Genomic DNA, 21,961 nt, shown 5'->3' on the forward strand with positions numbered 1-21,961 from the left:
ATCCTCAAGTACGATTTCTGACTGGAGAAGCTAGACCTATCCCTGGACGGCCGAGGACGCCGACAACAACCCGCTCGACGGCGGCAAGACTTACAAGCTGCACCTGCCGCCGAACATCCCGGCGAAGGCGTTTTGGTCGGTCATCGTCAACGACACCCAGACCCGCTCGACGCTGCAGACCGACCAGCAATTCCCGAGTTTGAGCAGAACAAGGCTGTTCAAGCGAACGCCGACGGCTCGGTCGACGTCTATTTCGGGCCCAAACCGCCGCCAGGCAAGGAAGCTAACTGGGTGCAGACAATCCCCGGCAAGGGCTGGTGGACGATCCTGCGCCTCTACGGCCCGCTCGAGCCGTGGTTTAACCAGACTTGGCGACCGGACGACATCGTGCTGATGCCGTGATGTGCGCCGGACTGCCCGCTTTTGGCGCCCTCCTCCCGTACCGGGACGGCGAGGAATGGCCACAAAAGGTCCGATACGACCCGTTCGCCCAGCTGTCGGGGAACGCCCGCAACAGTCAGTCGGTCCCGCCTATGGCGGCTTCGCTCCGGGCTCCCAACCTTCCTGACCCCTGTCGGCCCGGAGTCCGTTCGTCTGCGACGTAGCCCGACAAACCGAAGCGGTCGGAGGCTCTCCGGGATTCTCTTTTACAGAAACAATGTCTTGCGCGCTTCCCGAATTCGTACTAGATTTGTTCTCAAATCCGCTCTGGAGAATATTTATGTCCGACCCCGAAGACTCCCCCTCCCCGCCCCCATTTCCGCGCGACCGGTCGCGCGAGACGCGTCAGGCGGCGCGGGCGAAAAGGGCCGAGCGGGAGCGGCGGATCGTCGGCCTGCTCAACCGCGGCGTCTCGGTTGCCGAAATCGCCGGCCGGGAGGGGCTGTCGTACAGCCGGATGCGCGGCCTCATGCGGGAGATCCTGGCGCGGCGGATGCCCCAGCCGCCGGCCGAGTTTTTGGCCGTGCAGGTCAGCCGTCTGAATGAGGCCCTGCTTGTTTCCTACGGATCCATGTACAATTCGGAGACCGGAGCGAACTTTGAGGCCATCGATCGCGTGGTGAAGATCGTTCGCGAACTTGACCGCTACCACGGCTTCGCCGCGCCCGATGCGCGCCCCATTTCGGGCCCCCGCCGTCTTCCTCCGCCGCAAACCCCGCTCGCGCTCGAGGCGCACGCTCCCGGGCTGTCTGGAAAAGACGCTGGAACGCCTTGAAAAGGCTCAAAACCGAACTGGAAACAGCGTCCCTCCCGCCGACCTGCTTGCGGGCGTTCAGGTCGCAGTGAGGCCTCCGCTGACGCAGGCGAGCGCGAAGGCGGCGTTGCGGGCGACCTCTTCAAGCCGGTCGAAGCGGCCGGGCTTTCCGCCGTGGCCCGCGTCCATGTCGGTGTGCAAAAGGACCGGCCCGCCGCCGGTCATCGTCGCCCTCAGCCTCGCAACCCATTTGGCCGGCTCCCAATAAGCCACTCGCGGATCGGTGAGGCCGCCGAGCGCCAGGATTGGCGGATAGCGCTTCGGCGTCACGTTGTCGTAGGGGCTGTAGCCGCGGATCGTCGCGAAGGCCGTGGGGTCGCGGATCGGATCGCCCCATTCGAGCCATTCGGGCGGGGTCAGCGGCAGCGTCTCGTCCATCATGGTCGCGAGCGCGTCGACGAACGGCACGTCGGCGATGATCCCGGCGAAGAGTTCTGGCGCGACGTTCGCGACGACGCCCATGAGGAGGCCGCCGGCGCTGCCGCCCTGCGCCACGATGCGGCCGGCGCTCGTGTAGCCCTCGGCGATGAGACCGCGCGCGGCCGCGAGGAAGTCGGAAAAGGTGTTCGGCTTCTTGGCGAGCTTGCCGTCCTCGTACCAGCGCCAGCCCTTGTCGGTCCCGCCGCGCACATGCGCAATGGCGGCGACGAAGCCGCGGTCGACCAGCGAAAGCCGGTTGGTCGAGAAGCCGGCCTCGATCGCGTAGCCGTAGGAGCCGTAACCGTAGAGGATGAGCGGCGCCGAGCCGTCGAGTGTCTCATCCCGCCGCATTAATAGCGACACCGGGACGGTCTCGCCGTCGAGGGCCGGCGCGAACAAAAGCCGGGTCACGTAGCGCTCCGGATCGTAGCCCACGGGAATGGTCTGGCGCTTCACCAGCGTCCGCTTGCGCGTGGCGCAGTCGTAGTCGAAGATCTCCTCCGGCCGGGCCATCGACGAATAGGCGAATCGGATTTTTGGGCTGTCGAACTCGTACAGCGTCTCGAAGCCGAGCGCGTAGGTTTCTTCGTCGAACGCGACGTCATGGCGGCCGCCTGTTGCGAGATCGATGACGATCAGGCGCGGGCGGCTCATCTCGCGCGCCAAGAGCGCGAGATGGCCGGCGATGAGCACGGCGTCGATGAGGTAGCAGCCGTCGCGGTGCGGGACGACGTCGCGCCAGTTCGCCTCGCCGGGGTCGGCGCGCGGCGCCTCGACGATCTTGAAGTCGCGGGCTCCGGCGTTGGTGCGGATAAAGAATCGGTCGCCGTGGTCGAGCACGTCGTAGAAATGCCCGGAGCGGCGCGGGTCGACGAGGCGCGGCTCGGCGGTCGGCGCGGCGAGGTCGACGACATGCGTCTCCGACCCGTCGTGGCCATGCACGTCGATCATTGCAGTCCGCCGGTTGAGCGACCCCGAGACGCCGATGAACCACGCCGGATCGGGCTCGGCGAAGACTTCTGCGTCGTCGCTTTGGCTGGTCCCGATCCGGTGTAGCATCACGCGGAAAGGGCGATGGCTCTCGTCCTGCTCGACATAGAGAAAGCCGGACGAGTCGTGTGTCCAGACGATGTCGTCGGCCGCGTTGACGACGCGGTCGTCGACGTCCACGCCCGTCATGAGGTCGCGGACGCGGATCGTCAGAAGCTCGGAGCCGAGGTCGTCGGCTGCCCAGGCGAGCCTGGCGTGGTCGGGCGAATGGACCGCCGCCTCGAGGCTGAAGAAGGCCTTGCCGACCGCGAGCGCGTCGCCGTCGAGGAGCGTCTCTTCGTCGCCGCCGTCGCGCGGCCTGCGGCAGACGATGCGATGCTGCCCGCCTGGCCGGAAGCGCGTGGTATAGGCCCAGGGTCCGTCGCTTTGGGGCGGCTCGCTGTCGTCTTCCGCGAGCCGCGCCCGCATCTCGGCGACGAGCGTCCTCTGCAAATCCCTGGTTGGCGAGAGGACGGCGTCGGCAAAGGCGTTCTCCGCCTCGATGAGCGCCCGGATGTCGGGCGCGAGCGCGTCCGGGTCACGCAGGACCTCCTGCCAGTTCTCCGCCCGGATCCAGGCGTATTCGTCGGTCCAGCTGACGCCGTGGGCCGATTTCCGGACAGGACGGGGCTCGGCGCGGGGCGGCGTGAGCGGCTGCCAGTTGGCGGGGAAAGAGGGGTCGGTCATGGCGAGGCGTTTGTGCCATGCGGAGCGCGGTCAGGAAAGCTGCGCGAAAGCCGTCGGGACGTCGGCCGGGCGGGCGCAAAGGACGGCGGCGCCGGCGGCGGCAAGCTCGGCCCCGCCGCCGTAGCCCCAGAGCGCGCCGATGGTCGGGATCCCGTTGCGGCTGGCGCCGATCACGTCGTGCTTGCGGTCGCCCAGCATGACGCAGTTCTCGGGCGCGAGCACCCGATCGGCGAGGATATGGGCGATGAGGTCGGCTTTGTCCTCGAAGCGGCCGTCGAGGTCCGCGCTGTAAGCCGCGTCGAAAAAGCGGGACAGATCGAAGCGCTCGAGAATGCGCTTTGCATAGATGCTGGGCTTTGAGGTACAGAGGACGAGGCGGACGCCCTCACCCCGGAGCGCCTCCAGCATCTCCGGCGCGCCTTCATAGACGAAGGCCTCGAAGAGCCCAGAGGCCCCGTAGCGCGCCCGATAGATCCTGAGCGCCTCCTCCACGTTCCCGGCCCCGCCCAGCATTTCGGCGAACGAGCGCCTGAGCGGCGGGCCAATGATCCATGCGAGATCGGCGGCGGGCGGCGGCGCGAGTCCCATCGCCTCGAGCGCATGGCGAAAGCTGCCGACAATGCCTTCGGCCGGTTCGGTCAGGGTGCCGTCCAGATCGACGAGCAGGACGTTTCGCTTGCTTTCAGCCGTCATCGGCGAGGTCGTTCCCGGTCAAAAGGCAACGGCGCAGCGTGGCGCGCTGGCCCGAGCCCGGCAGATCGGATAGCGCGGTCGGGATGAGCGGCAAAGCCGAAACCAAGACACCCCGTGAGCCATCCGTCGATCGCGGCGGCCTGATCGCCCTCCTTGCCGGGACCGCGATCATCGCCTGGTCGGGCATTCTGGTCCGCTTTCTCGACGTCGGACCGCTGGCCGGCGCGGCTTGGCGCATGGGACTTGCGGTCCCGGCGCTAGCCGTCTGGGCGAAGGCCGCCGGCCGCGCCCGGGCAGGCGCGCCGAGGCTCTGGCCGGCTGCGGTTCCCCTGATTCTGGCCGGGCTCGCCTTCGCCGTCGACGTCGACTCGTTCCATTTCGCGATCTTCGGGATTAAGGTCGCCAATGCGACCTTCATCGGCAACGTCGCGCCGATCCTGACGGTGATCGGCGGCGCGCTCTTCTTTGCCAAGAATCCGCCCTGGCGCGTCTGGCTCGCGCTCATGCTGGCCCTGGTCGGCGCCTGGGTGATGGCGGGCATGGCCGCGCCCGCCCGGGTTGGCGCCGGCGACGCGTTCGCACTCGCCGCGGCGACGGCCTCTACGCCGCCTATCTCCTGATCATCAAGCGCCTGCGCGAGAAGCTCGACGCGCCGACGGCGACCCTCTGGTCGGCCGCAGTCTCGGCCGTCGCACTGCCGACCGCGGCAATTGCGCGCGGTGAAACGATGATCCCGGATCAGCTGACTTCATAGCAGAAATCAGCGGTTGTTTGGGGGGTCCAATGACACCGGGTCCAAATCAAAAAGTCCATCAGTGATTATCCCTTTATAATGGTTTTCACAAGCCGGCAGCGTTGTGTAAAACGATCCAATAGGGCGTCACGCTCGGAAAGCGGTCTATCAACAAGCAATCCCCGTTGGACCTCGCGCGTAATATGACATTGTCAACGACGGCTTAGACGAGCGTATCCGTTTTGGTCAGCGCCACCTGTGGGCGGACACCCAACGCATTACTTCATCTTTAGGGACGATGCCTCCGGTAGCTCCTTCAATCTTATATATTTCGGCCCGCTTGTCTCGATGGAGGCTTCTGGCCTGTGCAAGAGCGGCTTCTTTGCTCGGAACACTCGGAGAAATTCGGTCGTGATCGAGGCTGTCTCGATAGAAGACTTTCCACTCAGACATCGTGCAGTTTCTCCCAATGGGCCTCGATGCGGTTCAGGGTCTTGCCGGCCCCATTAACCGTATTGACTTCCACTAATATTGTTCAGTCGCTGGGGACTAATTGAAGTGCGCCTGCGACTTCGGCGAGAACATCCGGCATGGCTCGCCCTCTGTCAACACCAACACACGCCGCTAAGATAATTAATGTCACGCGAATAAACTTGCAGCAGGGCTCAACGATAATTGGAGGACGTTACGCTCTGCGGTAGCATGTCAGCAGCATGCTGTTGTCGGACTATTTCTGAAAAACATAAGAGTGCAAGGCAGCTTCTATCGACTGCACTCGGCCCGTCAGGAACTTGTCGACGACCCGCACAACCCGACGACGCCGCCACCGGTATTGCGGGCTTATTGCCTAACGTCCATGCAATTTCACGCGGGCGGCGGAACTTCGCTCGCTGGCCCGTTCACAGCATGACGCGAGCGACTAACCCCTCACGGACCATGAGCACATCTGCGGCCCGCTCGGCTTCGCGGCGGGAGCAGTGGCAGGACGCGATGCACCACTGTCCGTTGTCTCCTCTAATGAACACCTTGAACACGACGCCAGTTGGCATCGTCTCGGAGGATAGGAACATGACGGGACGTCCGGGAACTGTGTGGACTGAGCGGATCGAGGCGGAAAGCCCGTCGCCGCTATTGAAGAACTCCAACGCTCGCCGAAGGTTCCGAAACCTTGTCGCCCTTTGGCGATGTGTATCGCGTTGGCAGCGGGGCCGAAGCGCCAGCATTCGGCGCGCCCATCGGAAACACAACCTAACTCTGTGATCGAAGAGCGTGAACCCGCGACGTCGCGCTTGCGGCGGCGTCAAATCAGTCCCATCGGCACAACTCATCGGATGTAACAATTCCGTCGCGTGGCGTACCGGCGCAAACGCTGATATGGTCGCCCACACAAGGGAGCATGGCGCAATTGTTCGCTCATCCGCTCGCAACGTCCGCGAAGGTCTTTAGCGCCCGCACTGAGGACGGCGTCGAACAACACGTTCTTGTTATTATGACCAACCTCGCGCTCGATGCGTCCAGCGACAGATACAGGGCCGACTTGGTCGAGGGGCTGACCGCCGCCGCACGCAGCTACATCAATAAATCGGATTATGTGACAGGGTTCGCGCTCGTGAACCGGCCCGAGGATTGGCTTCGCTCCGATGTTGGCCATCGTCGCGAAAACGGCGGAGTCTAACTCGGGGTCGGCCTCTCATGCTTGGCTGTAGGCGGATTGATTCGTGCAGCGACTCGCGCCCGTTCCCGGTCCTCGGGCTAGGCGACGGCGCAGACTGGGTGGCGGAACGGGGCTACCGCCTTCTGGGTTCAGCCCTTGCCAAGGCCGTGTCGCAGTCCGTGCGTGGAACTCTGAACGTTCGTGCGATCGATAGCCTAAACAACCGGGCGAATCCGGGTCATGCTCGCCCAAGGATCAAACTCGCCAGCGCGGGCGTTTGTCAGGGCCGCCATAAACATTTCGCCAGTGATCGGGAGGAGGGCTTGGCACCATGCGCAGCGCGGCACCTTGCCAGATTTCAGCTTCCCGATTTCAACGACAAATTCTTCGCCGCATTGCGGGCATCTAAGCGGCCAAGGGTCCCTGTTCTCGAACATGGCGTGACCTCCCGTTGATGTGCCTATTATCTCACGGATCAAGGACGACCATGGTGCGAAGCTTTGTCGCAGTCGCCGCCGCTCCTGCCCATTGGAACAAAATGCGAACGACGGAGCGAGCGTCAGAGTGAGATCAGGCGACCCATCTTGTTCGAAGCACCGGTCGAGTGGCGGCTAGATCGCGTGAACCCGCTCGATACCAGCGGCGGGCAAAGGCCGCTCGGGGGAGCGCCAATCCTTTCAAGAAGTCAGCAGTCGACGATGGCCGGTCAGGCGCGTCTATTCGGCTGCGACCGGGACATACGCTCCCGAACCTGCGCGGAACCGCGCAAGAAGGCGCCCGAGCTTCTCCATATACAGGTAGAGGATCGGGGTGGTGAACAGCGTCAGAGCCTGCGATACGACAAGTCCGCCCGCCAATGAGTAGCCCAGGGGCTGGCGCAACTCCGACCCAACTCCCGTCCCCAGCATCAGCGGAACAGCGCCGAGCAAGGCGCACATCGTGGTCATCAATATGGGGCGGAAGCGCAGCCGACAGGCTTCATGAATCGATTCCTCGGGGCTCAGTCCGCGGGTCTTCTCGGCGTCCAGGGCGAAGTCCACCAGCATGATGCCGTTCTTCTTGACGATGCCGATCAGGAGAATGATGCCGATCATGCCGATCACGTCGAGGCCGAATCCAAACACGTACAAGGTCACCAGGGCGCCGAGACCAGCGGCCGGCAAAGTCGAGATGATCGTCAACGGATGGACGAGGTTCTCGTACAGCATGCCGAGAATGATGTAGACCGCGACCAACGCCGCCAGGATCAGGATCGGTTCGCTGGACAGCGAGGCCTGGAAGGCCTGCGCGTTGCCCTGGAAGCCCGTTTCGATCGTCGAAGGCAGATGCAGGTCTGCGATCGTCTTGTTGACCGCCGCCTCCGCCGGACCGAGCGGCGCGTTTCCCTTGAGGTTGAAACTGATGGTCGCCGACGGGAATTGCCCCTGGTGGTTGACGGCCAGCGGCGTAGTCGTCTTGTGCAGCGTGACCACTTCGCTCAACGGGACCATGCCGGAGGTCTGCGAGGCGATGTAGATGCGCTGCAGCGCATCGGGGCCAAGTTGGAAACGGGGATCCACCTGCTCAATGACATAATACTGGCTGAGGCTCGTGAAGAGCTGCGCGATCGGCCTCTGGCCAAAGGCGTCGTAGAGCGTGTTGTCGATAGTGGACGCGGTGATGCCGAGACGGGAGGCCGCGTCCCGGTTGATCGACAGCGCGAGCTCCGGCGCCGAGGATTGCTGATCGCTGGTTACGTCGGTCAGCTGAGGCAGTTTCGCCAATGCGTTCATCACGATCGGCCCCCACTGGTTCAGCTCGCTCAAATTCGTGTCGGTCAGAGTGTACTGGTACTGCGCTGCGGTCAGCCGACCGCCGATGTTGATGTCCTGGACCGCCTGCATCAACAGCCGGACTCCCGAAATGTCGCTCACATCGCGGCTGAGCCGCGCCATGACTTGGTTGACCGGCGGGCGTTGCGACTGCGGTTTCAGCGTGATGAAGACCCGCCCCTGGTTTTCCGTTGGCGTGGCGATGCCGGCGCCGATATAGGCGCCAGCCGACGCAACGGCGGGATCCTTCAGAACCGTCTGTAAGACCTCTTGCTGGACGGCCGCCATGCCGTCCGGAGAGATGCTCTCCGCCGCCTCGGTTATGCCGAGGATGAGGCCGGTGTCCTGCTCGGGAAAGAAACCCTTCGGGATGATCATGAACAGCCAGCCCGTTGCAGCCACCGTGGCCAGCATCGACATGAGGGTGGCGAAGCGATGCCGCAGCGCCACGACCAAGGCGCGGTCATAGGCCGCCAGCAGAGCGTCGAAGCCCCATTCAAGTCCCCGCGACAGTCGCCCCTGGCGTTCAGGATGTTCCTTCCGCAGCAGCCGCGCGCCGAGCATGGGAGTCAACGTCACCGACACGAACATCGAAACGATGATCGTAGTCGTGACCGTCACCGCGAATTCCTCAAACATTTTGCCGACCATGCCGCTCATGAGCAGGAGCGGGATGAACACCGCCACCAGAGAGATCGAGATGGAGACAATGGTAAACCCGATCTCGGCTGCGCCATCCAGCGCCGCTTGCATCGGGGTCTTCCCCATCTCGAGATGCCGCACGATGTTTTCGACCATGACGATGGCGTCATCGACGACGAAGCCCACTGCGATCGACAAGCCCATCAGCGACAGATTGTCCAGGCTGTAGCCGAAAACATACATCACGCCGAACGTGCCGATGAGCGCCACCGGCAGCGCGATAGCCGGAATGAGAGTCGGACATGCGCTACGCAGGAACAGGAAGATGACCCCGACCACCAGGCCGATCGTCAGCATCAACGTGTGCTGGACATCGGCGACCGACGCCCGAATGGTGATGGTGCGGTCCGAAATCACGGAAACCTTGATTGTCGGGGGTATGTCGTTCTCGATCTGCGGCAGCGCCTTCTTGATCGCTTTCACGGTGTCGATCACGTTGGCGCCCGGCAGCTGTTCGATCGCGAGCACGACGCCTTGGTTGAGATTCACCCAACCTCTGACGGTGATGTTCTGCGATCCGACCACGGCTTTGCCGACATCACGCACCCGGATCGGGCCGCCGTTGCGGTAGGCGATGATCTGATTGTTCCACTTGTCCGGCGAAAGAAGTTGATCGTCGGTCTGCAGCGTATAGGCGTCCTGCTTGCCGTACAGGCTGCCCTTGGGCTGGTCGACGCTGACGTCCGTCAACGCCGTCCGCACGGCTTCCAGATCCAGGCCGTCTTCCGCCAATTGTGCGGGATTCAGCTGGATTTGAATCGCCGGGGTCTGCGCGCCGCCGATGTTGACCAATCCGACGCCCGGGACCGTTGACAGCTTCTGGGCGACAATGTTTTGGGCATAGTCGTCGACAGTGGTGATCGGCAGGACGATCGAGGAGAGCCCGAGAGTCAGAACCGGGGCGATCGCAGGGTTGACCTCCTTGTACGTCGGCGGGGTCGGCATGTCCTTCGGCAACTGGCCCTGGGCGGCATTGATCGCGGTTTGGACGAGCTCTGCGGCGGCGTCGATATTGTCGCTCAGGGCGAACTGAAGGGTGATCGCTGTATAGCCCGTCGAGCTCGAGGATGTCATCTGAGTGAGATACGGGATCTGCCCGAACTGCTTTTCGAGCGGCGTCGCGACGGCGGACGCCATTGTCTGCGGGTCTGCGCCCGGATACTGCGCCGTAACCGTAATCGTCGGGAACGACACGTTCGGCAACGAGGCCACGGGCAGCAACTCGTACCCGATGGCGCCAAGCAGCACGATCGCCACCATCAGCAAGCTCGTTGCAATGGGGCGGCCGATGAAGGGAGCCGAGATGCTCATCACAGCATTCCCGCGCTGGCCTCGGTCGTGTTCTGCACTCTCGGGTCGTTGGCGGGGACCTGGACCACTTGCACGCCGTCGCACAGACGGTACTGTCCGGCGACGACCACCGTGTCGCCGGGCTCAAGTCCGCTGCTGATCAGCGCGCGGGCATCGAGCGTCTGCTCGTCGACGACCGGGCGTTCTTCCACCTTGCCGTCCGGCCGGACAACAAAAACGAACTGACCGTCCTGACCCTGCTGCAGTGCCGTGATGGGAACCGTGATCGCATCATGCCGAACAGCCACGTTCAGTCGGACGTTGACGAACTGGCCGGGCCATAGATTATCGTTCTTGTTGGGAAAAGTAGCCTTGAGCTGCACGGTTCCGGAGCTTTGCAGAACTGTATTGTCGACCAGGAGCAGCGAGCCTTCGTCGAGCTTCATCGTGTCGTCCTGGCTGTAGGCGACGGTGGTCAGCGCGCCATCCTTCATGGCTTTCCGCACTGTCTGAAGGTCTTTCTGCGGTAGGGTGAAGACGACGGAGATCGGCTGGATCTCCGTGATCGTCACGATCGGAGTGGTGTCGCCGCCGGCGCCGGTGGGCTGGACAATATTACCCACATCGACTTTGCGGATGCCGGTCACGCCGGCGATCGGCGCCGTGATCGTCGTGTAGCCGAGTTGCGTCCGCGCATTGAAGATTGTGGCGTTCTCCTGGATGATCGTCGCCCTCAGCTGGCTGACTTTTGCGTCTTCGTCGTCGACTTGCATCGTTGCGATGGAGTCCTGCTTAAAAAGGGTCTGGTAGCGGCGGAGATTGACTTCGGCATTGGCCAGATGCGCCTCATCGACCTTGAGGATCGCTTCGTCCTCCTGCAGCGCCGCCTGGTAAGGGCGTGGATCGATTTGTGCGATCAGATCCCCGGGCTTCACCACCTGGCCCTCGACGAAGCCGATCTTCTCGAGCGTCCCGGTCACCTGCGTGTGGACGTCGACCACGTTGTAGGGCTCGACGGTGCCGATGCCTGTTATCACGATCGGCACATCCGATACCTGAACCTTTGTCGCGACGACCGGCACCGGCGGCGGGGGCGCGTCCGGCCGCGGCGGCTCTGCGCCCAATGTCATCACCCGCCAGCCGATTCCGCCGCCAATAAAGGCCGTGGCGACAACACCCAAGACGACGGAACGCTTCCTCATGACTTTCGCCCTTCAAGTCCCCGGAACCAGCAGACCGTAGCCGCCAAGGGACCCCGACGAGAGCGCCGTGCAGGAGGCAAGCGCCCTGCGTTCGTTCGCCGGAACCGCGTTGTTCATCGCTTTCACCCCTTCCCCTCGGGCGGCCGTCGAGACTCGCGTAGGGTCAGCAACCGTCGCAGATGCTGTTGTCGATACGGTTGTTCTGCTGCCTTATCGCGCGGTCGAGCGCCGTCGGCCCGGTCGCCAGCGGAACGCCGGGCCGATCGACGGTCGCGCCGGTCGCCGTAAGATAATCCTTGTTGAGAAGCTGCCCCGGCGCAGGCGTGCTGAGTTCCGGGGCGACGAGTCTGTCGTCGTCTTGCGCATGGGCTGCGACGCCAGCCGTCAGCGCACTAAAGATGATGACGATGAGCGCCAGTTTTACCACCGTATCCTCCTGCCTATTGCGGCCTCCGGGGCGCAGGCCATAGCCGGCGATGATCCTGGGCGTTCGTCTCCGGGGTAGGATTTCGAACAGCCCTCGACGCGGTCATCGCAGAGGACGCATATGATCTTCGCCATTCAAAGCATCCCTTGGTCCGAAGATATAAAGAGAAGCCATAATTAAGTTCTTCGCACTGTCAGTCCATCCTACGTCGATAGACCCGCATGTGCTGTTGGTTTCCCGGGAGCAAACCTCCGTATGATCCTCTCCATCCGAGAGGCGATGGAGTTCCGCCTCGGAGTCACCAGGGTCGCGTCCCGATAGGGGATGCAGCTCAGTTGGAGAAACCCGCCCGGCCGATGATCACAGCCGATCTGCGCAAGCGCCGCTAAAGCCGAATGGCGTTTCGCATCAGGACGAAATCTATTTGAAAGTCGATGGGCCGGTGATTGACCTGTGACGCGCCGTCGACGACGAGGGCGAGGTCCTGACGTGCTGCGTCCGCCATCAGCCACAACTTGACCAACCTGACAGCGAACAAATACGCTCGGCTTGGGAGGAACGGGATTGACGCAAGCAGGCGGCCTCCAGTTTGAGAATGTCGCCAAAGCGTTCGGCGGAACGCAGGCGCTCAAAGGCGTGAGTTTCGGGGTTAGCCGCGGGGAGGTTGTCGCGCTGCTCGGCGAAAACGGCGCCGGCAAGTCAACGCTGATCAAGGTTCTCGGCGGCATCGTCGCAGCCGACGGCGGAACCGTCACGATCGACGGTGAGCCTTATCGTCATCGCGCGGATGAGCGCCAGCGTGTCGCCTTCGTGCATCAGGACCTGGGCCTTGTCGAATGGATGACGGTCAGCGAGAACATGGCGCTTGCCCGGGGCTTTCCACGGCGCGGCTTTTTCGGGGGTCTAGGCGCCATCGATTGGCCGCGCGCTGAGATGCGCGCAGCGGAGGCTTTGGCCCTGGTCGGCGGCCGGATTGACCCGAGCCGCAGGGTGCGAAGCCTCAGCCGCACCGAGAAATCGCTGGTGGCGATCGCCCGCGCCTTGGTCGTCGACTGCGATTTTCTCGTGCTCGACGAACCGACCGCCAGTCTTCCCGCAGACGAGGTTGAGCGGTTGTTCGAGGCCATCAGACAGCTCAGGGGCTGCGGCGTTGGAATGATCTATGTCTCGCATCGGCTCGACGAAATTTTCCGCATCGCCGACCGAGTCGTGGTGATGCGCGACGGCCGCCTCGTCGGCGAGAAACCGGTCGAGGAAACGAACCCGGACGAACTAGTGAGCCTCATCGTCGGCCGCTCGACGTTTGAGCTCTTCCGCAAGTCCGACAGCGCTCGAGGCGCCAGACGAGTGGTTGTGCAGGGCCTCGCGACGCCTGGCGCGGGTCCGGTCGATTTCGATATTTGCGAGGGCGAATTGCTTGGACTCGTGGGCTTGAGGGGCGCGGGTCAGGAGGAAATTGGTCGCGCCTTGTTCGGCGCCGTTCCTCACACGGGCTTGATCCTGATCGACGGCGAGCGGCCGGATCTCTCTTCGCCGCGCGCCGCCGTGCGCGCGAACGTCGGCCTGCTTGCGCGCGATCGGGCGGAGGAATCCGTGGCGTCCGCCCTGACGGTGCGCGAAAACGCTTTTCTCAATCCCGGCGCTTCTGGACGCGGCCTCCTATCGATTCTGTCGGGGCGCGCCGAAGCGCGAAAGGCGATTGCGCTCGGCGCCTCGGTCGGCCTTCGCCCAAACGCCCCTGAATTGTCCTTCGAGAGCCTGTCTGGCGGCAATCAGCAGAAGGTTGTCGTCGGACGCTGGCTCGCGACAGATCGCCGACTGCTCGTCGCCGAGGACCCGACCGCCGGCGTTGATGTCGGCGCAAAGGCGGAAATCTATCGCCTGATCGAGCGCGCGCTTGAGGAAAAGCTGGCCGTGGCGGTGGTGTCGACCGATTTCGAGGAGGTCGCGCATATCTGCCATCGCGCCCTCGTCTTCAATCGCGGCCGGATCATCGCGGAACTCAAGGGCGCGGCGCTGACAACCGAGTCGGTGATCACCGCAGCTTCAGCGTCCGAGGCAGCCTGAAAAGCGCAGCGAGGGTCGAGCGATGGCGACGAATTCGATCCGCTCCGACGCTCTGGAGCCCACCCGCGCCGAGCTGAAGAACGCGTCTTTCGCGACTCGCTTGACGCGGCTCCTGGCGGTTTACGGCCTGCCGATTCTCACGGTCCTCCTGATCGCGCTCTTTTCCATCATTCTGCCCGACACGTTCCCGACCGTTCTCAATCTGCGCTCGATCATCGCCGACAAGGCGATCATCGCGCTGTTGTCGCTCGCGGCCATGATCCCGATGGCGTCGGGCAAGATCGACCTGACGGTTGGATACGGCATCGTCCTCTACCACATCCTCACGATCAGCCTGCAAACCATGGTCGGGCTGCCCTGGCCGCTCGCAGTGGCGATCGTCCTGGCGCTCGGCGCACTGGTCGGATTGATTAACGGGATTCTGGTCGAGGTCGCCTTTATCGACTCGTTTATCGCCACCCTCGGAACCGGCACCGCGCTCTACGCCATTGCTCTCTGGCATACCGGCGGACGGCAGGTGTTAGGCAGTCTGCCGCACGGATTTCTGGCGCTGAACGGCACTATGATTCTTGGCTTGCCCATCACCGGATTTTACGTTCTCGGGCTCGCGTTCATCCTGTGGTTCGTGCTCGAACATCTGCCGATCGGCCGCTATCTCTATGCTATTGGCGCCAACCCCAGGGCCGCGGCGCTGAACGGCATTCCTGTCCGACGCTACACCGTCGCCGCGTTTGTCGCGTCGGGACTCTTGACTGCCGTCGCTGGCGTGCTCCTGGCCTCGAAGCTCAGGATTGGTCAGGCGAGCGTCGGCCTCGAATATCTGCTCCCGGCGCTGGTGGGCGCCTTTCTGGGCTCGACCACGATCAAGCCGGGGCGCGTCAATGTGTGGGGCACCTTGATCGGCGTCGCCATTCTTGCCGTCGGCATCGCCGGCATTCAGCAGTTCGGGGGCTCGTTCTGGGTCGAGCCGATGTTCAACAGCATCACTCTTCTGGTCGCCATCGGCATCGCCGGCTACGCCCAGCGCCGCCGCAGCGCGGCCGAGAGCCAAATCAACAAGAGGACCGCCGCCTGACGCGGCCGTCGCAACCCGGAGGAAGACGTATGGTCAAAAGGGCTTTCGTGATGACGGTGGCGAGCGCGCTGACGCTTGCCTTCGTCGGGGGGGCGGCGCGGGCGGACGCGCTGGTCGACGAAGCGAAGGTCGTCGTCAAGAAAGCGACGAGCCGCGCCGACAAATGGGACGGCCCCACAACCGGGCCGAATGCAGCCGGCAAGAAGTCGATCGTCTATGTCGCCGGCGACATGCGCAACGGCGGCATCCTAGGCGTCGCGCATGGCCTGAAAGAAGCGGCCGACGTGATTGGGTGGACGTATCGCGAGATCGATGGCCAGGGCACGGTGTCCGGCCAAGCTGCGGCCCTTAGCCAAGCAATTGCTTTGAAGCCCGACGCGATCGTTGTAGGCGGCAGCGACGCGGTCCAACAGAAGGCGGGGCTCGAGGACGCCGCCAAGCAGGACATCGTGATCGTCGGGTGGCACGCGGGGCCAAAGCCCGGTCCGATGGAGGGGGCGCCCGTCTTCGCCAATGTCACCACCGACGCGATGGAGGTGGCCAGGGTCGCGGCGATGAAGGCGATCGCGGACTCGAATGGAAACGCGGGAGTCGTAGTCTTTGCCGATTCCGCCTACGCCATCGCCATCGCCAAAGGCCGCGCGATGGAGGCTGAGATCAAGAAATGCGCCGGCTGCAAGGTGCTCGCGTTCGAGGATACCCCGCTCGCCGACACTGCCAATCGTGTGCCGCAGCTCACAACGACCTTGCTTCAGCAATTCGGCGACAAATGGACCCACTCGCTCGCGATCAACGACCTCTACTACGACTCCATGGGCCCCTCGTTGCAGGTCGCGGGATTGAAAGGCGACGGCAATCCGCAGAACATATCGGCCGGCGACGGCTCGGAATCCGCGTATCAGCGCATCCGCGACAAGGACTATCAGGCAGCGACCGTGCCGGAGCCGCTCAACATGCAGGGCTGGCAGCTCGCAGACGAAATCAATCGCGCCTTCGCTCACGAGAAATGGTCGGGCTACGTGCCGAGCGTCCATCTGGTGACGGCGGCCAATATTGCGTATGACGGCGGCCCGAAGAATGTGTTCGATCCGGACAACGGCTACCGCGACGAATACAAGAAAATTTGGGGCGTGAAATAAGTTCGCTTCGCTCGTCCCGCGGCCGGCGGCGATTGTTCTGGCGGCCTCCGGTCTTGTCGGAGTGAGACAGGCCATCTTGCCTATGGCGCCGTTTGCTACTGCTCTCCCCAGAACGGGATTGTGAAGCGGAATTCGGCGCCATGCGGCGCGCGCGGCGACACCCACAGGCGTCCGCCGTGGGCTTCGACAATCGACCGGGAGATGGCGAGTCCCATGCCAAGGCCGTCCGGTTTCGTCGTGAAAAAGGGCTGGAACATGCGTTCCCTGACGGCCGGATCGAGCCCCTTGCCGGTGTCCTCTACCGCTACGAGGACATTGTCTGGCTCTGACAGCATCGAGGAGACCGTCAGCACCCTGGTGCGTTCCGTTACCCCTCTCATGGCTTCGACGCCATTCATGATCAAGTTCAAAAGCACCTGCTGCAATTGAACCCGATCGGCCATCACCGGCGGGTCGCCCGCAGCGAGCTCCGTGTGCAGGACGACGTCGTGCCGAACCAATTCGCCGCGGGCGAGCGCCAGCACTTGCCGGATGACGTCGTCAATGTCGAGCCGGATCAGTTGCGGCCCGGATTTTCTGGCGAGCGCCCGCAGGCCGCGGATCACTTCGGCCGCGCGCATGCCGTCCTGCCGGATCGAGGACAGCGCATCCTGCACTTCGTCGAGATCGGGTTCATCCCGGTTGAGAAACCGCAACGCGGCCTCGCTCTGGGTCACGATGGCGGCGAGCGGCTGGTTGATCTCGTGGGCGATCGACGCGGTGAGTTCGCCCATCGTCGTCAGCCGCGCCATTCGCTCAAGATCCGCCCGAACGTCCCTCAACGCCTCCTCGGCGCGTTTGCGTTCGGTGATGTCAACGGCGACCGCGGCCAGGAACGGCGCGCTTCTGGCAACCGGCGCGAGAAAGGCATCGACCTCCGCCCAGATCACGCCGCCATCCTTGCGGCGGTAGCGCTTCTCGATGCGCCGTGCGTAGTAGGGCTCATCCGCTTCATTGGCCGCGATGATCGCCCCGGTGGCGACTCGGTCGTCCTCGTGGGTGATGTCGACGGGCGAGAGGTGACTGAGCTCTGCTTCAGAATAGCCAGTCATCTTCTGAAAGGCCGGGTTCACGGCGACATAGTGTCGGTCCGGACCGATCATGGATACGCCAACCGGGACGCTTTCGAACAGGTTGCGCCAGCGCTCCTCGCTCGCCATCAACTCGCCGTAGAGGCGGGCGTTTTCCAAAGAGATCGCGGCCTGCGACGCCAGCAACTCCAAAATTGAGATCCGGGCCGGCGTGAACACGCGCGACGCCAGGTTGTTCTCGAGGTAGAGCAGTCCAATCAGCTTGGCCTGCTTCACCAGGGGCAAACAGAGGACCGAACGGGCGCGCTTTTCACGGATGTAGTCATCCGTCGAAAATGGGTCTTGAGCCAAGGCGTCGTCGAGGATCACGCTCTGGCGGGTCCGGACCACATAATGCAGAACGGATTCGGGTATGTCCGCCGGTGTGACGGCCTCGCGCCGTACCGTGACCTTGACCGTTTTCTGATCGGATCTGCCCTCAGCCTCGATCCGCAGCGTGTCGCCCTGCAGCAGAATGAGCAGCCCCCGCTCAGCCGCGGCGTTTTTGAGTGCGATCGTCATCAAGGTTTCGATCAGCCGGTCGAGAACGATCTCGCCGGACACTGCTTGCGCGGCCGTGATCACCGCCCCAACGTCCAGTTGCTCGACCGCCGCGCCGGTCATGGCGGTGGGAGCCTGGAACGAGTGCTCGCGGAGGTGTGGATGGAGTTGTTCGAGCTGCCGGACCTTTCCCTCGGCGCCCCAGCGAACGTAGCAGTAGCGCGCGTTCCGCAGATAGGGATGGGCGATCGTCTCCAAGCCGCGCGCCGCGTAAAACCGCGCAGCGACTTCAAAGGCCACGCCCTCGTTGTGGACAAAGCCGTTTGCCCGCGCCGAGCGGATGGCCTGTTCGTAAAGGTCCATGGCGTCGAGCGCGCGGCCTTCGATCCGGGCGATCTCCGCCGCGACCAGGGCGGCGCGGTTCTCGAAGGTATCGGGGCAATTTGCCGCCCATACCTGGAGTTGCTTGTGATGCGCCGCAAGCGCCTCCATGTGCTGCTGCCGCTCCGCGGCTGGCGCCGAATCGCAAGAGGCGGCTCGGGATAGCGCAGCGTAAAGGTGATACTCCGCCGTTTCGAAATGTGAAGCGAGGGTCCACAGCAGACGTTGCGCCCTCGACGAGGCCTCGACGGCTGCGCGATATTCGCCCGCGAAGAAGCCCGCCTGGAGCTTGCGGATGAGATGCGAGCATTCGGCCTGCAGATCGGGACTGCGGCTGGAACCGCGCTCAATTCGAAGCTCCTCCAACTGCCCATCATCAAGAGAGCCAAACGTCGGCGTCAGTCCGCGAAGAGTTCGGATCAGCTCTAGCTCAGTGGCGGCGATGTCAATGAGGAACCTGAACCGCGCCTTTTGCGCAAACGCGAGGACATCCTCGGCTTCACGTTGCACATCGATAAGCGGCTGTCCGCTCGCGAGAAGGTTCGTCGTCAGATGGTGGCCGCAGGCCGCGTAGACGAGGTCGCCCGACTTATTCGCTGCCCGTAGGCCGCTGCGCAGCAAGTCACGCCCCGCCCGGACATGTTTCGTCCACGGCAGGACGAAACCTCCGAAGCAAATAAAGGTCCTGCCCTCAAAGCGGTTCAGTCCGCGCCGTTCGACCAGGTCATGGCCGAGCCGGCCGAAGCGGTATCCCGCCTGATAGTCGCCGAAGCGCGATCCGGCGACCATGCCCAGCCGAACGTAGGCGAAACACGAGCCGTCACAGTTGCCGCTCTCGAGGCTGAGATTGACCGCCCGACAGATGACGAGGGAAAACAGCTGCGCATCTGTATGCAAACTGGGCGGTCCGATCTTGGTCAGAACGTCCATCGTCGCGAGGGAAGCAGGGTCGCTCATCAGAGGCAGCTCGATCAGATCCTCGATCATGCGGCTCCCGAGCTGCGACCAGATCCGCTCGTATTCGCGTCGCGTTTCCTCGTCTGTCGGATGAGCCGACCAGTCGATGCCGAGATGCCGGAGGTAGTCGAGACCGACGGCGACGGCGCGGCTGCTCTGATCGAGGGTCGTGTACAGATCCACGCGCAAACACGCGACCGTGGCTCGTTCTACGGTATTTGCCGCGCGGCTTGACAGGGCCGCCAGGCGGCTCTCCGCTTCTGCCAGCGCCCCGGTGAGGAACTCGCATTCGCCCCGGTGCAGCTCCAGCGCAAAGCTAAGCTCGCGCCGGCGGTCCCAGATGTCTTCCGACAACAGGGCCGCGCCGGCGGCGAAATGGGTGATTGCGGAGGCGTAGGCGGCAGAGGCCTTCGCGCGCTGGCCCGCCAGGAGGTTGAGCTCGGCCAGCCGCTCACACTCGTCGCGTGAGGTGATCAGGGCCGCGCCGCGGTTGAGCTGATTGACGATTTCGAAGATGGCCTCTTCGCGCCTTTCCTTCGGGGTCTGAGCCGCGAGCAGTCTTCCGATGCGGAGGTGCGCCTCGGCGCGCAACTGTTCCGGTATGAGTGAGTAGGCGGCCTCGTGGACACGGTCGTGGGTGAACTTGTACGAGCCATCCACGTGCTCGACCAGCTCCAGACGAACAGCGTCCCAGAAATCCGAATGGACGTCCTCGTTCGACTTCCCGAGAACGATCGAAAGCATCATGACCTCGGCAACATTGCCGAGGCAGGCGAGCTGCTGCAACGCGGCCTGAGTCTCGACGGGCAGGCGGGTCAACTTCCCGGCCATGAGGTCCACCACATTGTCGGTGTAACCCTTGGCGTGAATACGATTGAGATCCCAACACCAGCCTGCCGCGTCATGATCGAAACGGAGCAGCCCCTCTTCGGCGAGCGCAGAAACGAACTGAAGGGCGAAGAACGGATTACCCCCAGTCTTCTCGTGCACCAACTGGGCGAGCGGCGCGGCGCGCTCCGGCTCGCAGCGAAGCACATCAACGATCATCTGCCTCAGATCGTCACGAGTGAGGGGCGCCAGGCGGATCTCCTGCACCTGCCCTCCGGCTTGGCGGATCGCGTCGAGCTTGCGCATGAGCGGATGGGCGCCATCGACCTCATTGTCCCGGTAGGCGCCGATCAGCATCAGATGCTTCAGGTCCGACCGGGTCAACAGATCCTCGAACAAGTCGAGGGTCGCGGCGTCCAGCCGTTGCAAATCGTCGAGGAACAACGCCAGCGGATGTTCCGGGCGGGCGAAGACGCCGATGAAGCGTCGGAACACCTGCTGGAACCGCCCCTCCGCCTGCTGTGGCGGCAGCACCGGGACCGGCGGTGGTTCGCCGATAATGAGCTTAAGCTCGGGGACGAGCTCGACCATGAGCCGTCCATTCGGGCCTATCGCGTCCACGATGGCGTCGCGCCAACTTTTCATCTTGGCGTCGCTTTTGCCGAGAAGAGCTCGCACGAGGCTCTGAAGAGCCTGCGCCAGCGTCGCATAGGGGATGTTGTGTTTGTACTGATCGAACTTGCCCGCAGCGAACAGCCCGCGCGCCGGCGCCAGCGCCTTGTGCAGCTCATTGACGACCGAGGACTTGCCGATGCCGGAATATCCAGACACCAGCACCAGCTCCGGCGCGCCGCGCGTGACCACGCGATCGAAGGCCGCGAGCAAGGTCTCGAGCTCGCGCGCTCTCCCGTACAGCTTTTCGGGGATCAGAAGCCGGTCAGGCGTGTCCTGTTGGCCTAATGCGAAGTCGTCGACCCGGCGCCAAGCCTCCCATTCAGCAAGACAGCGCCGGAGGTCGCGCTCCAGGCCGGCGGCGGTCTGGTAGCGTTCCTCGGCGGTCTTGGCGAGCAGCTTCATCACGATCGCCGAGACCGGCCCCGGGATGCCCGCGACCCGCTCTTCGGGCGGCGCCGGTTTTCTTGCAGTATGGCAGTGGACCCACTCCATGGGGTCGGACGCGGTGAAGGGCAGTGCGCCCGTGAGCATCTCGTAGAGCGTGACGCCCAGCGCATAGAGGTCGCTGCGGGCATCGATCGAGCGGTTCATCCGTCCGGTCTGCTCGGGCGGCATGTATGCGAGCGTGCCCTCGATCGAATCAGGCGGTGCAGGGACCTGACGTTCGCGCGGCAGACGCGAGGCGATGCTAAAGCCGGTGAGCCAGACTTGGTTCGTAACAGAGTTGACCAGAACATTCGCCGGCTTGATGTCCTTGTGGATGAGGCCTCGCCGGTGAAACTGAGCAAGCGTTGTAGCGATGGCGATGGCGATGCGCAGAAACGGCGTAATCTCCCAGGGCTGGCTCAGGAGCCGCAACAGGGGCTCTCCGCCGGGGTCTTCGATCAAGAGTGTAAACCGCCCTCGGTGAAGCTCCAGTCTCAAGGGCCGGGCGGCCCAAGCAGGATCGAGCTCCTCTCGCAACGCATAGGCGTGTTGCAGCCGCGCAAGGGTTTCGGGCAAGGGCTCAGCCGACGAGGGCGCGACGGCGAGGAGCGGGAATGACCCGCCATCCCACGCACCCCGGGACAGGATGAACTCGCCATCGTCCCAAAGAGTCTCTGGCGCATGTCCGGACGGAGCTGTCACGGCGCGGCCCTCTTTGACGTCGTCATTCTGCAAACGAGCCTCCCGCAGTGGCAATCGGCGGCCGACGTTTGCGAAGCTTGACCGAGAATGTACGCGACCAAATCTCTTTAGTATTGAGAAGAATCTCCCGCAAGCCGCCAGATCGCTGTCGGTCCCATGTTTATGCCCGGAGAATCGCCAACGACCGCCGCAAGCCGC

General features: G+C 63.7%; 13 protein-coding genes and 1 pseudogene. 7 read left to right on the forward strand and 7 right to left on the reverse strand.

Annotation, left to right across the window (positions count from 1 at the left end; translation table 11 throughout):
* Positions 1-97: 97 nt before the first annotated feature.
* Positions 98-288, forward strand: a pseudogene (locus ACLP25_RS29875) (DUF1214 domain-containing protein); the annotation flags it as partial.
* A gap of 433 nt (positions 289-721) precedes the next feature.
* Positions 722-1,216, forward strand: coding sequence for a hypothetical protein (locus ACLP25_RS29880; protein ID WP_442472720.1), 495 nt, complete (start codon positions 722-724; stop codon positions 1,214-1,216).
* Positions 1,217-1,273: 57 nt separating this feature from the next.
* Here the strand turns inward: ACLP25_RS29880 and ACLP25_RS29885 are convergent, their stop codons facing one another.
* Together ACLP25_RS29885 and ACLP25_RS29890 are read right to left on the reverse strand one after the other, a co-directional pair.
* Positions 1,274-3,391, reverse strand: coding sequence for a S9 family peptidase (locus ACLP25_RS29885; protein WP_442472721.1), 2,118 nt, complete (start codon positions 3,389-3,391; stop codon positions 1,274-1,276).
* A gap of 30 nt (positions 3,392-3,421) precedes the next feature.
* Entirely contained in the window at positions 3,422-4,084 is a 663-nt protein-coding gene (locus ACLP25_RS29890) for an HAD hydrolase-like protein (RefSeq protein ID WP_442472722.1), read from the reverse strand.
* 83 nt (positions 4,085-4,167) lie between these two features.
* Here ACLP25_RS29890 and ACLP25_RS29895 point away from each other — a divergent pair, with 83 nt between their 5' ends.
* Complete coding sequence (locus ACLP25_RS29895) at positions 4,168-4,704, forward strand: EamA family transporter (protein WP_442472723.1); 537 nt, start codon at positions 4,168-4,170, stop codon at positions 4,702-4,704.
* Between the two features lie 1,012 nt (positions 4,705-5,716).
* On the opposite strand, the gene ACLP25_RS29900 is transcribed toward ACLP25_RS29895, so the two are convergent.
* Complete coding sequence (locus ACLP25_RS29900) at positions 5,717-5,887, reverse strand: hypothetical protein (protein ID WP_442472724.1); 171 nt, start codon at positions 5,885-5,887, stop codon at positions 5,717-5,719.
* 326 nt (positions 5,888-6,213) lie between these two features.
* Between ACLP25_RS29900 and ACLP25_RS29905 the strand changes: the two genes are divergently transcribed.
* Positions 6,214-6,492 (forward strand): hypothetical protein, encoded by a 279-nt coding sequence (locus ACLP25_RS29905; protein WP_442472725.1) that lies wholly within the window; start codon positions 6,214-6,216, stop codon positions 6,490-6,492.
* A gap of 695 nt (positions 6,493-7,187) precedes the next feature.
* On the opposite strand, the gene ACLP25_RS29910 is transcribed toward ACLP25_RS29905, so the two are convergent.
* The 3 genes from ACLP25_RS29910 to ACLP25_RS29920 form a co-directional block, all read right to left on the reverse strand.
* On the reverse strand, positions 7,188-10,295 hold the full coding sequence (locus ACLP25_RS29910; RefSeq protein ID WP_442472726.1) for an efflux RND transporter permease subunit: 3,108 nt from the start codon (positions 10,293-10,295) through the stop codon (positions 7,188-7,190).
* A complete protein-coding gene (locus tag ACLP25_RS29915; RefSeq protein WP_442472727.1) occupies positions 10,295-11,455 on the reverse strand; it encodes an efflux RND transporter periplasmic adaptor subunit in 1,161 nt (386 codons plus the stop codon). Before ACLP25_RS29915 ends, ACLP25_RS29910 begins: the two co-directional genes overlap by 1 nt.
* Before the next feature lie 184 nt (positions 11,456-11,639).
* A complete protein-coding gene (locus ACLP25_RS29920; protein WP_442472728.1) occupies positions 11,640-11,903 on the reverse strand; it encodes a hypothetical protein in 264 nt (87 codons plus the stop codon).
* A gap of 564 nt (positions 11,904-12,467) precedes the next feature.
* On the opposite strand from ACLP25_RS29920, the gene ACLP25_RS29925 reads away from it, so the two are divergent.
* From ACLP25_RS29925 to ACLP25_RS29935, 3 genes are read left to right on the forward strand one after another with little or no spacing between them, the layout of a single operon-like run.
* Positions 12,468-13,970 carry a sugar ABC transporter ATP-binding protein gene (locus ACLP25_RS29925; protein ID WP_442472729.1) on the forward strand — a complete coding sequence of 501 codons (1,503 nt, stop codon included), beginning with the start codon at positions 12,468-12,470 and terminating at the stop codon, positions 13,968-13,970.
* A gap of 22 nt (positions 13,971-13,992) precedes the next feature.
* Positions 13,993-15,045 carry an ABC transporter permease gene (locus tag ACLP25_RS29930; protein ID WP_442472730.1) on the forward strand — a complete coding sequence of 351 codons (1,053 nt, stop codon included), beginning with the start codon at positions 13,993-13,995 and terminating at the stop codon, positions 15,043-15,045.
* 29 nt (positions 15,046-15,074) lie between these two features.
* Entirely contained in the window at positions 15,075-16,184 is a 1,110-nt protein-coding gene (locus ACLP25_RS29935) for a substrate-binding domain-containing protein (RefSeq protein ID WP_442472731.1), read from the forward strand.
* Between the two features lie 95 nt (positions 16,185-16,279).
* Here the strand turns inward: ACLP25_RS29935 and ACLP25_RS29940 are convergent, their stop codons facing one another.
* The gene (locus ACLP25_RS29940; protein ID WP_442472732.1) at positions 16,280-21,796 is read right to left on the reverse strand and encodes a trifunctional serine/threonine-protein kinase/ATP-binding protein/sensor histidine kinase; all 5,517 of its coding nucleotides are present in this window, start codon (positions 21,794-21,796) and stop codon (positions 16,280-16,282) included.
* Between the last annotated feature and the right edge of the window lie 165 nt (positions 21,797-21,961).

Source organism: Roseiarcus sp., assembly GCF_052145395.1.
Classification (GTDB): Bacteria; Pseudomonadota; Alphaproteobacteria; order Rhizobiales; family Beijerinckiaceae; genus Roseiarcus.

Coding starts and splice junctions, on each gene's coding strand:
- ACLP25_RS29880 (WP_442472720.1), top strand. CDS start 722: ATGTCCGACCCCGAAGACTCCCCCTCCCCGCCCCCATTTCCGCGCGAC.
- ACLP25_RS29885 (WP_442472721.1), bottom strand. CDS start 3,391: ATGACCGACCCCTCTTTCCCCGCCAACTGGCAGCCGCTCACGCCGCCC.
- ACLP25_RS29890 (WP_442472722.1), bottom strand. CDS start 4,084: ATGACGGCTGAAAGCAAGCGAAACGTCCTGCTCGTCGATCTGGACGGC.
- ACLP25_RS29895 (WP_442472723.1), top strand. CDS start 4,168: ATGAGCGGCAAAGCCGAAACCAAGACACCCCGTGAGCCATCCGTCGAT.
- ACLP25_RS29900 (WP_442472724.1), bottom strand. CDS start 5,887: ATGTTCCTATCCTCCGAGACGATGCCAACTGGCGTCGTGTTCAAGGTG.
- ACLP25_RS29905 (WP_442472725.1), top strand. CDS start 6,214: ATGGCGCAATTGTTCGCTCATCCGCTCGCAACGTCCGCGAAGGTCTTT.
- ACLP25_RS29910 (WP_442472726.1), bottom strand. CDS start 10,295: ATGAGCATCTCGGCTCCCTTCATCGGCCGCCCCATTGCAACGAGCTTG.
- ACLP25_RS29930 (WP_442472730.1), top strand. CDS start 13,993: ATGGCGACGAATTCGATCCGCTCCGACGCTCTGGAGCCCACCCGCGCC.
- ACLP25_RS29935 (WP_442472731.1), top strand. CDS start 15,075: ATGGTCAAAAGGGCTTTCGTGATGACGGTGGCGAGCGCGCTGACGCTT.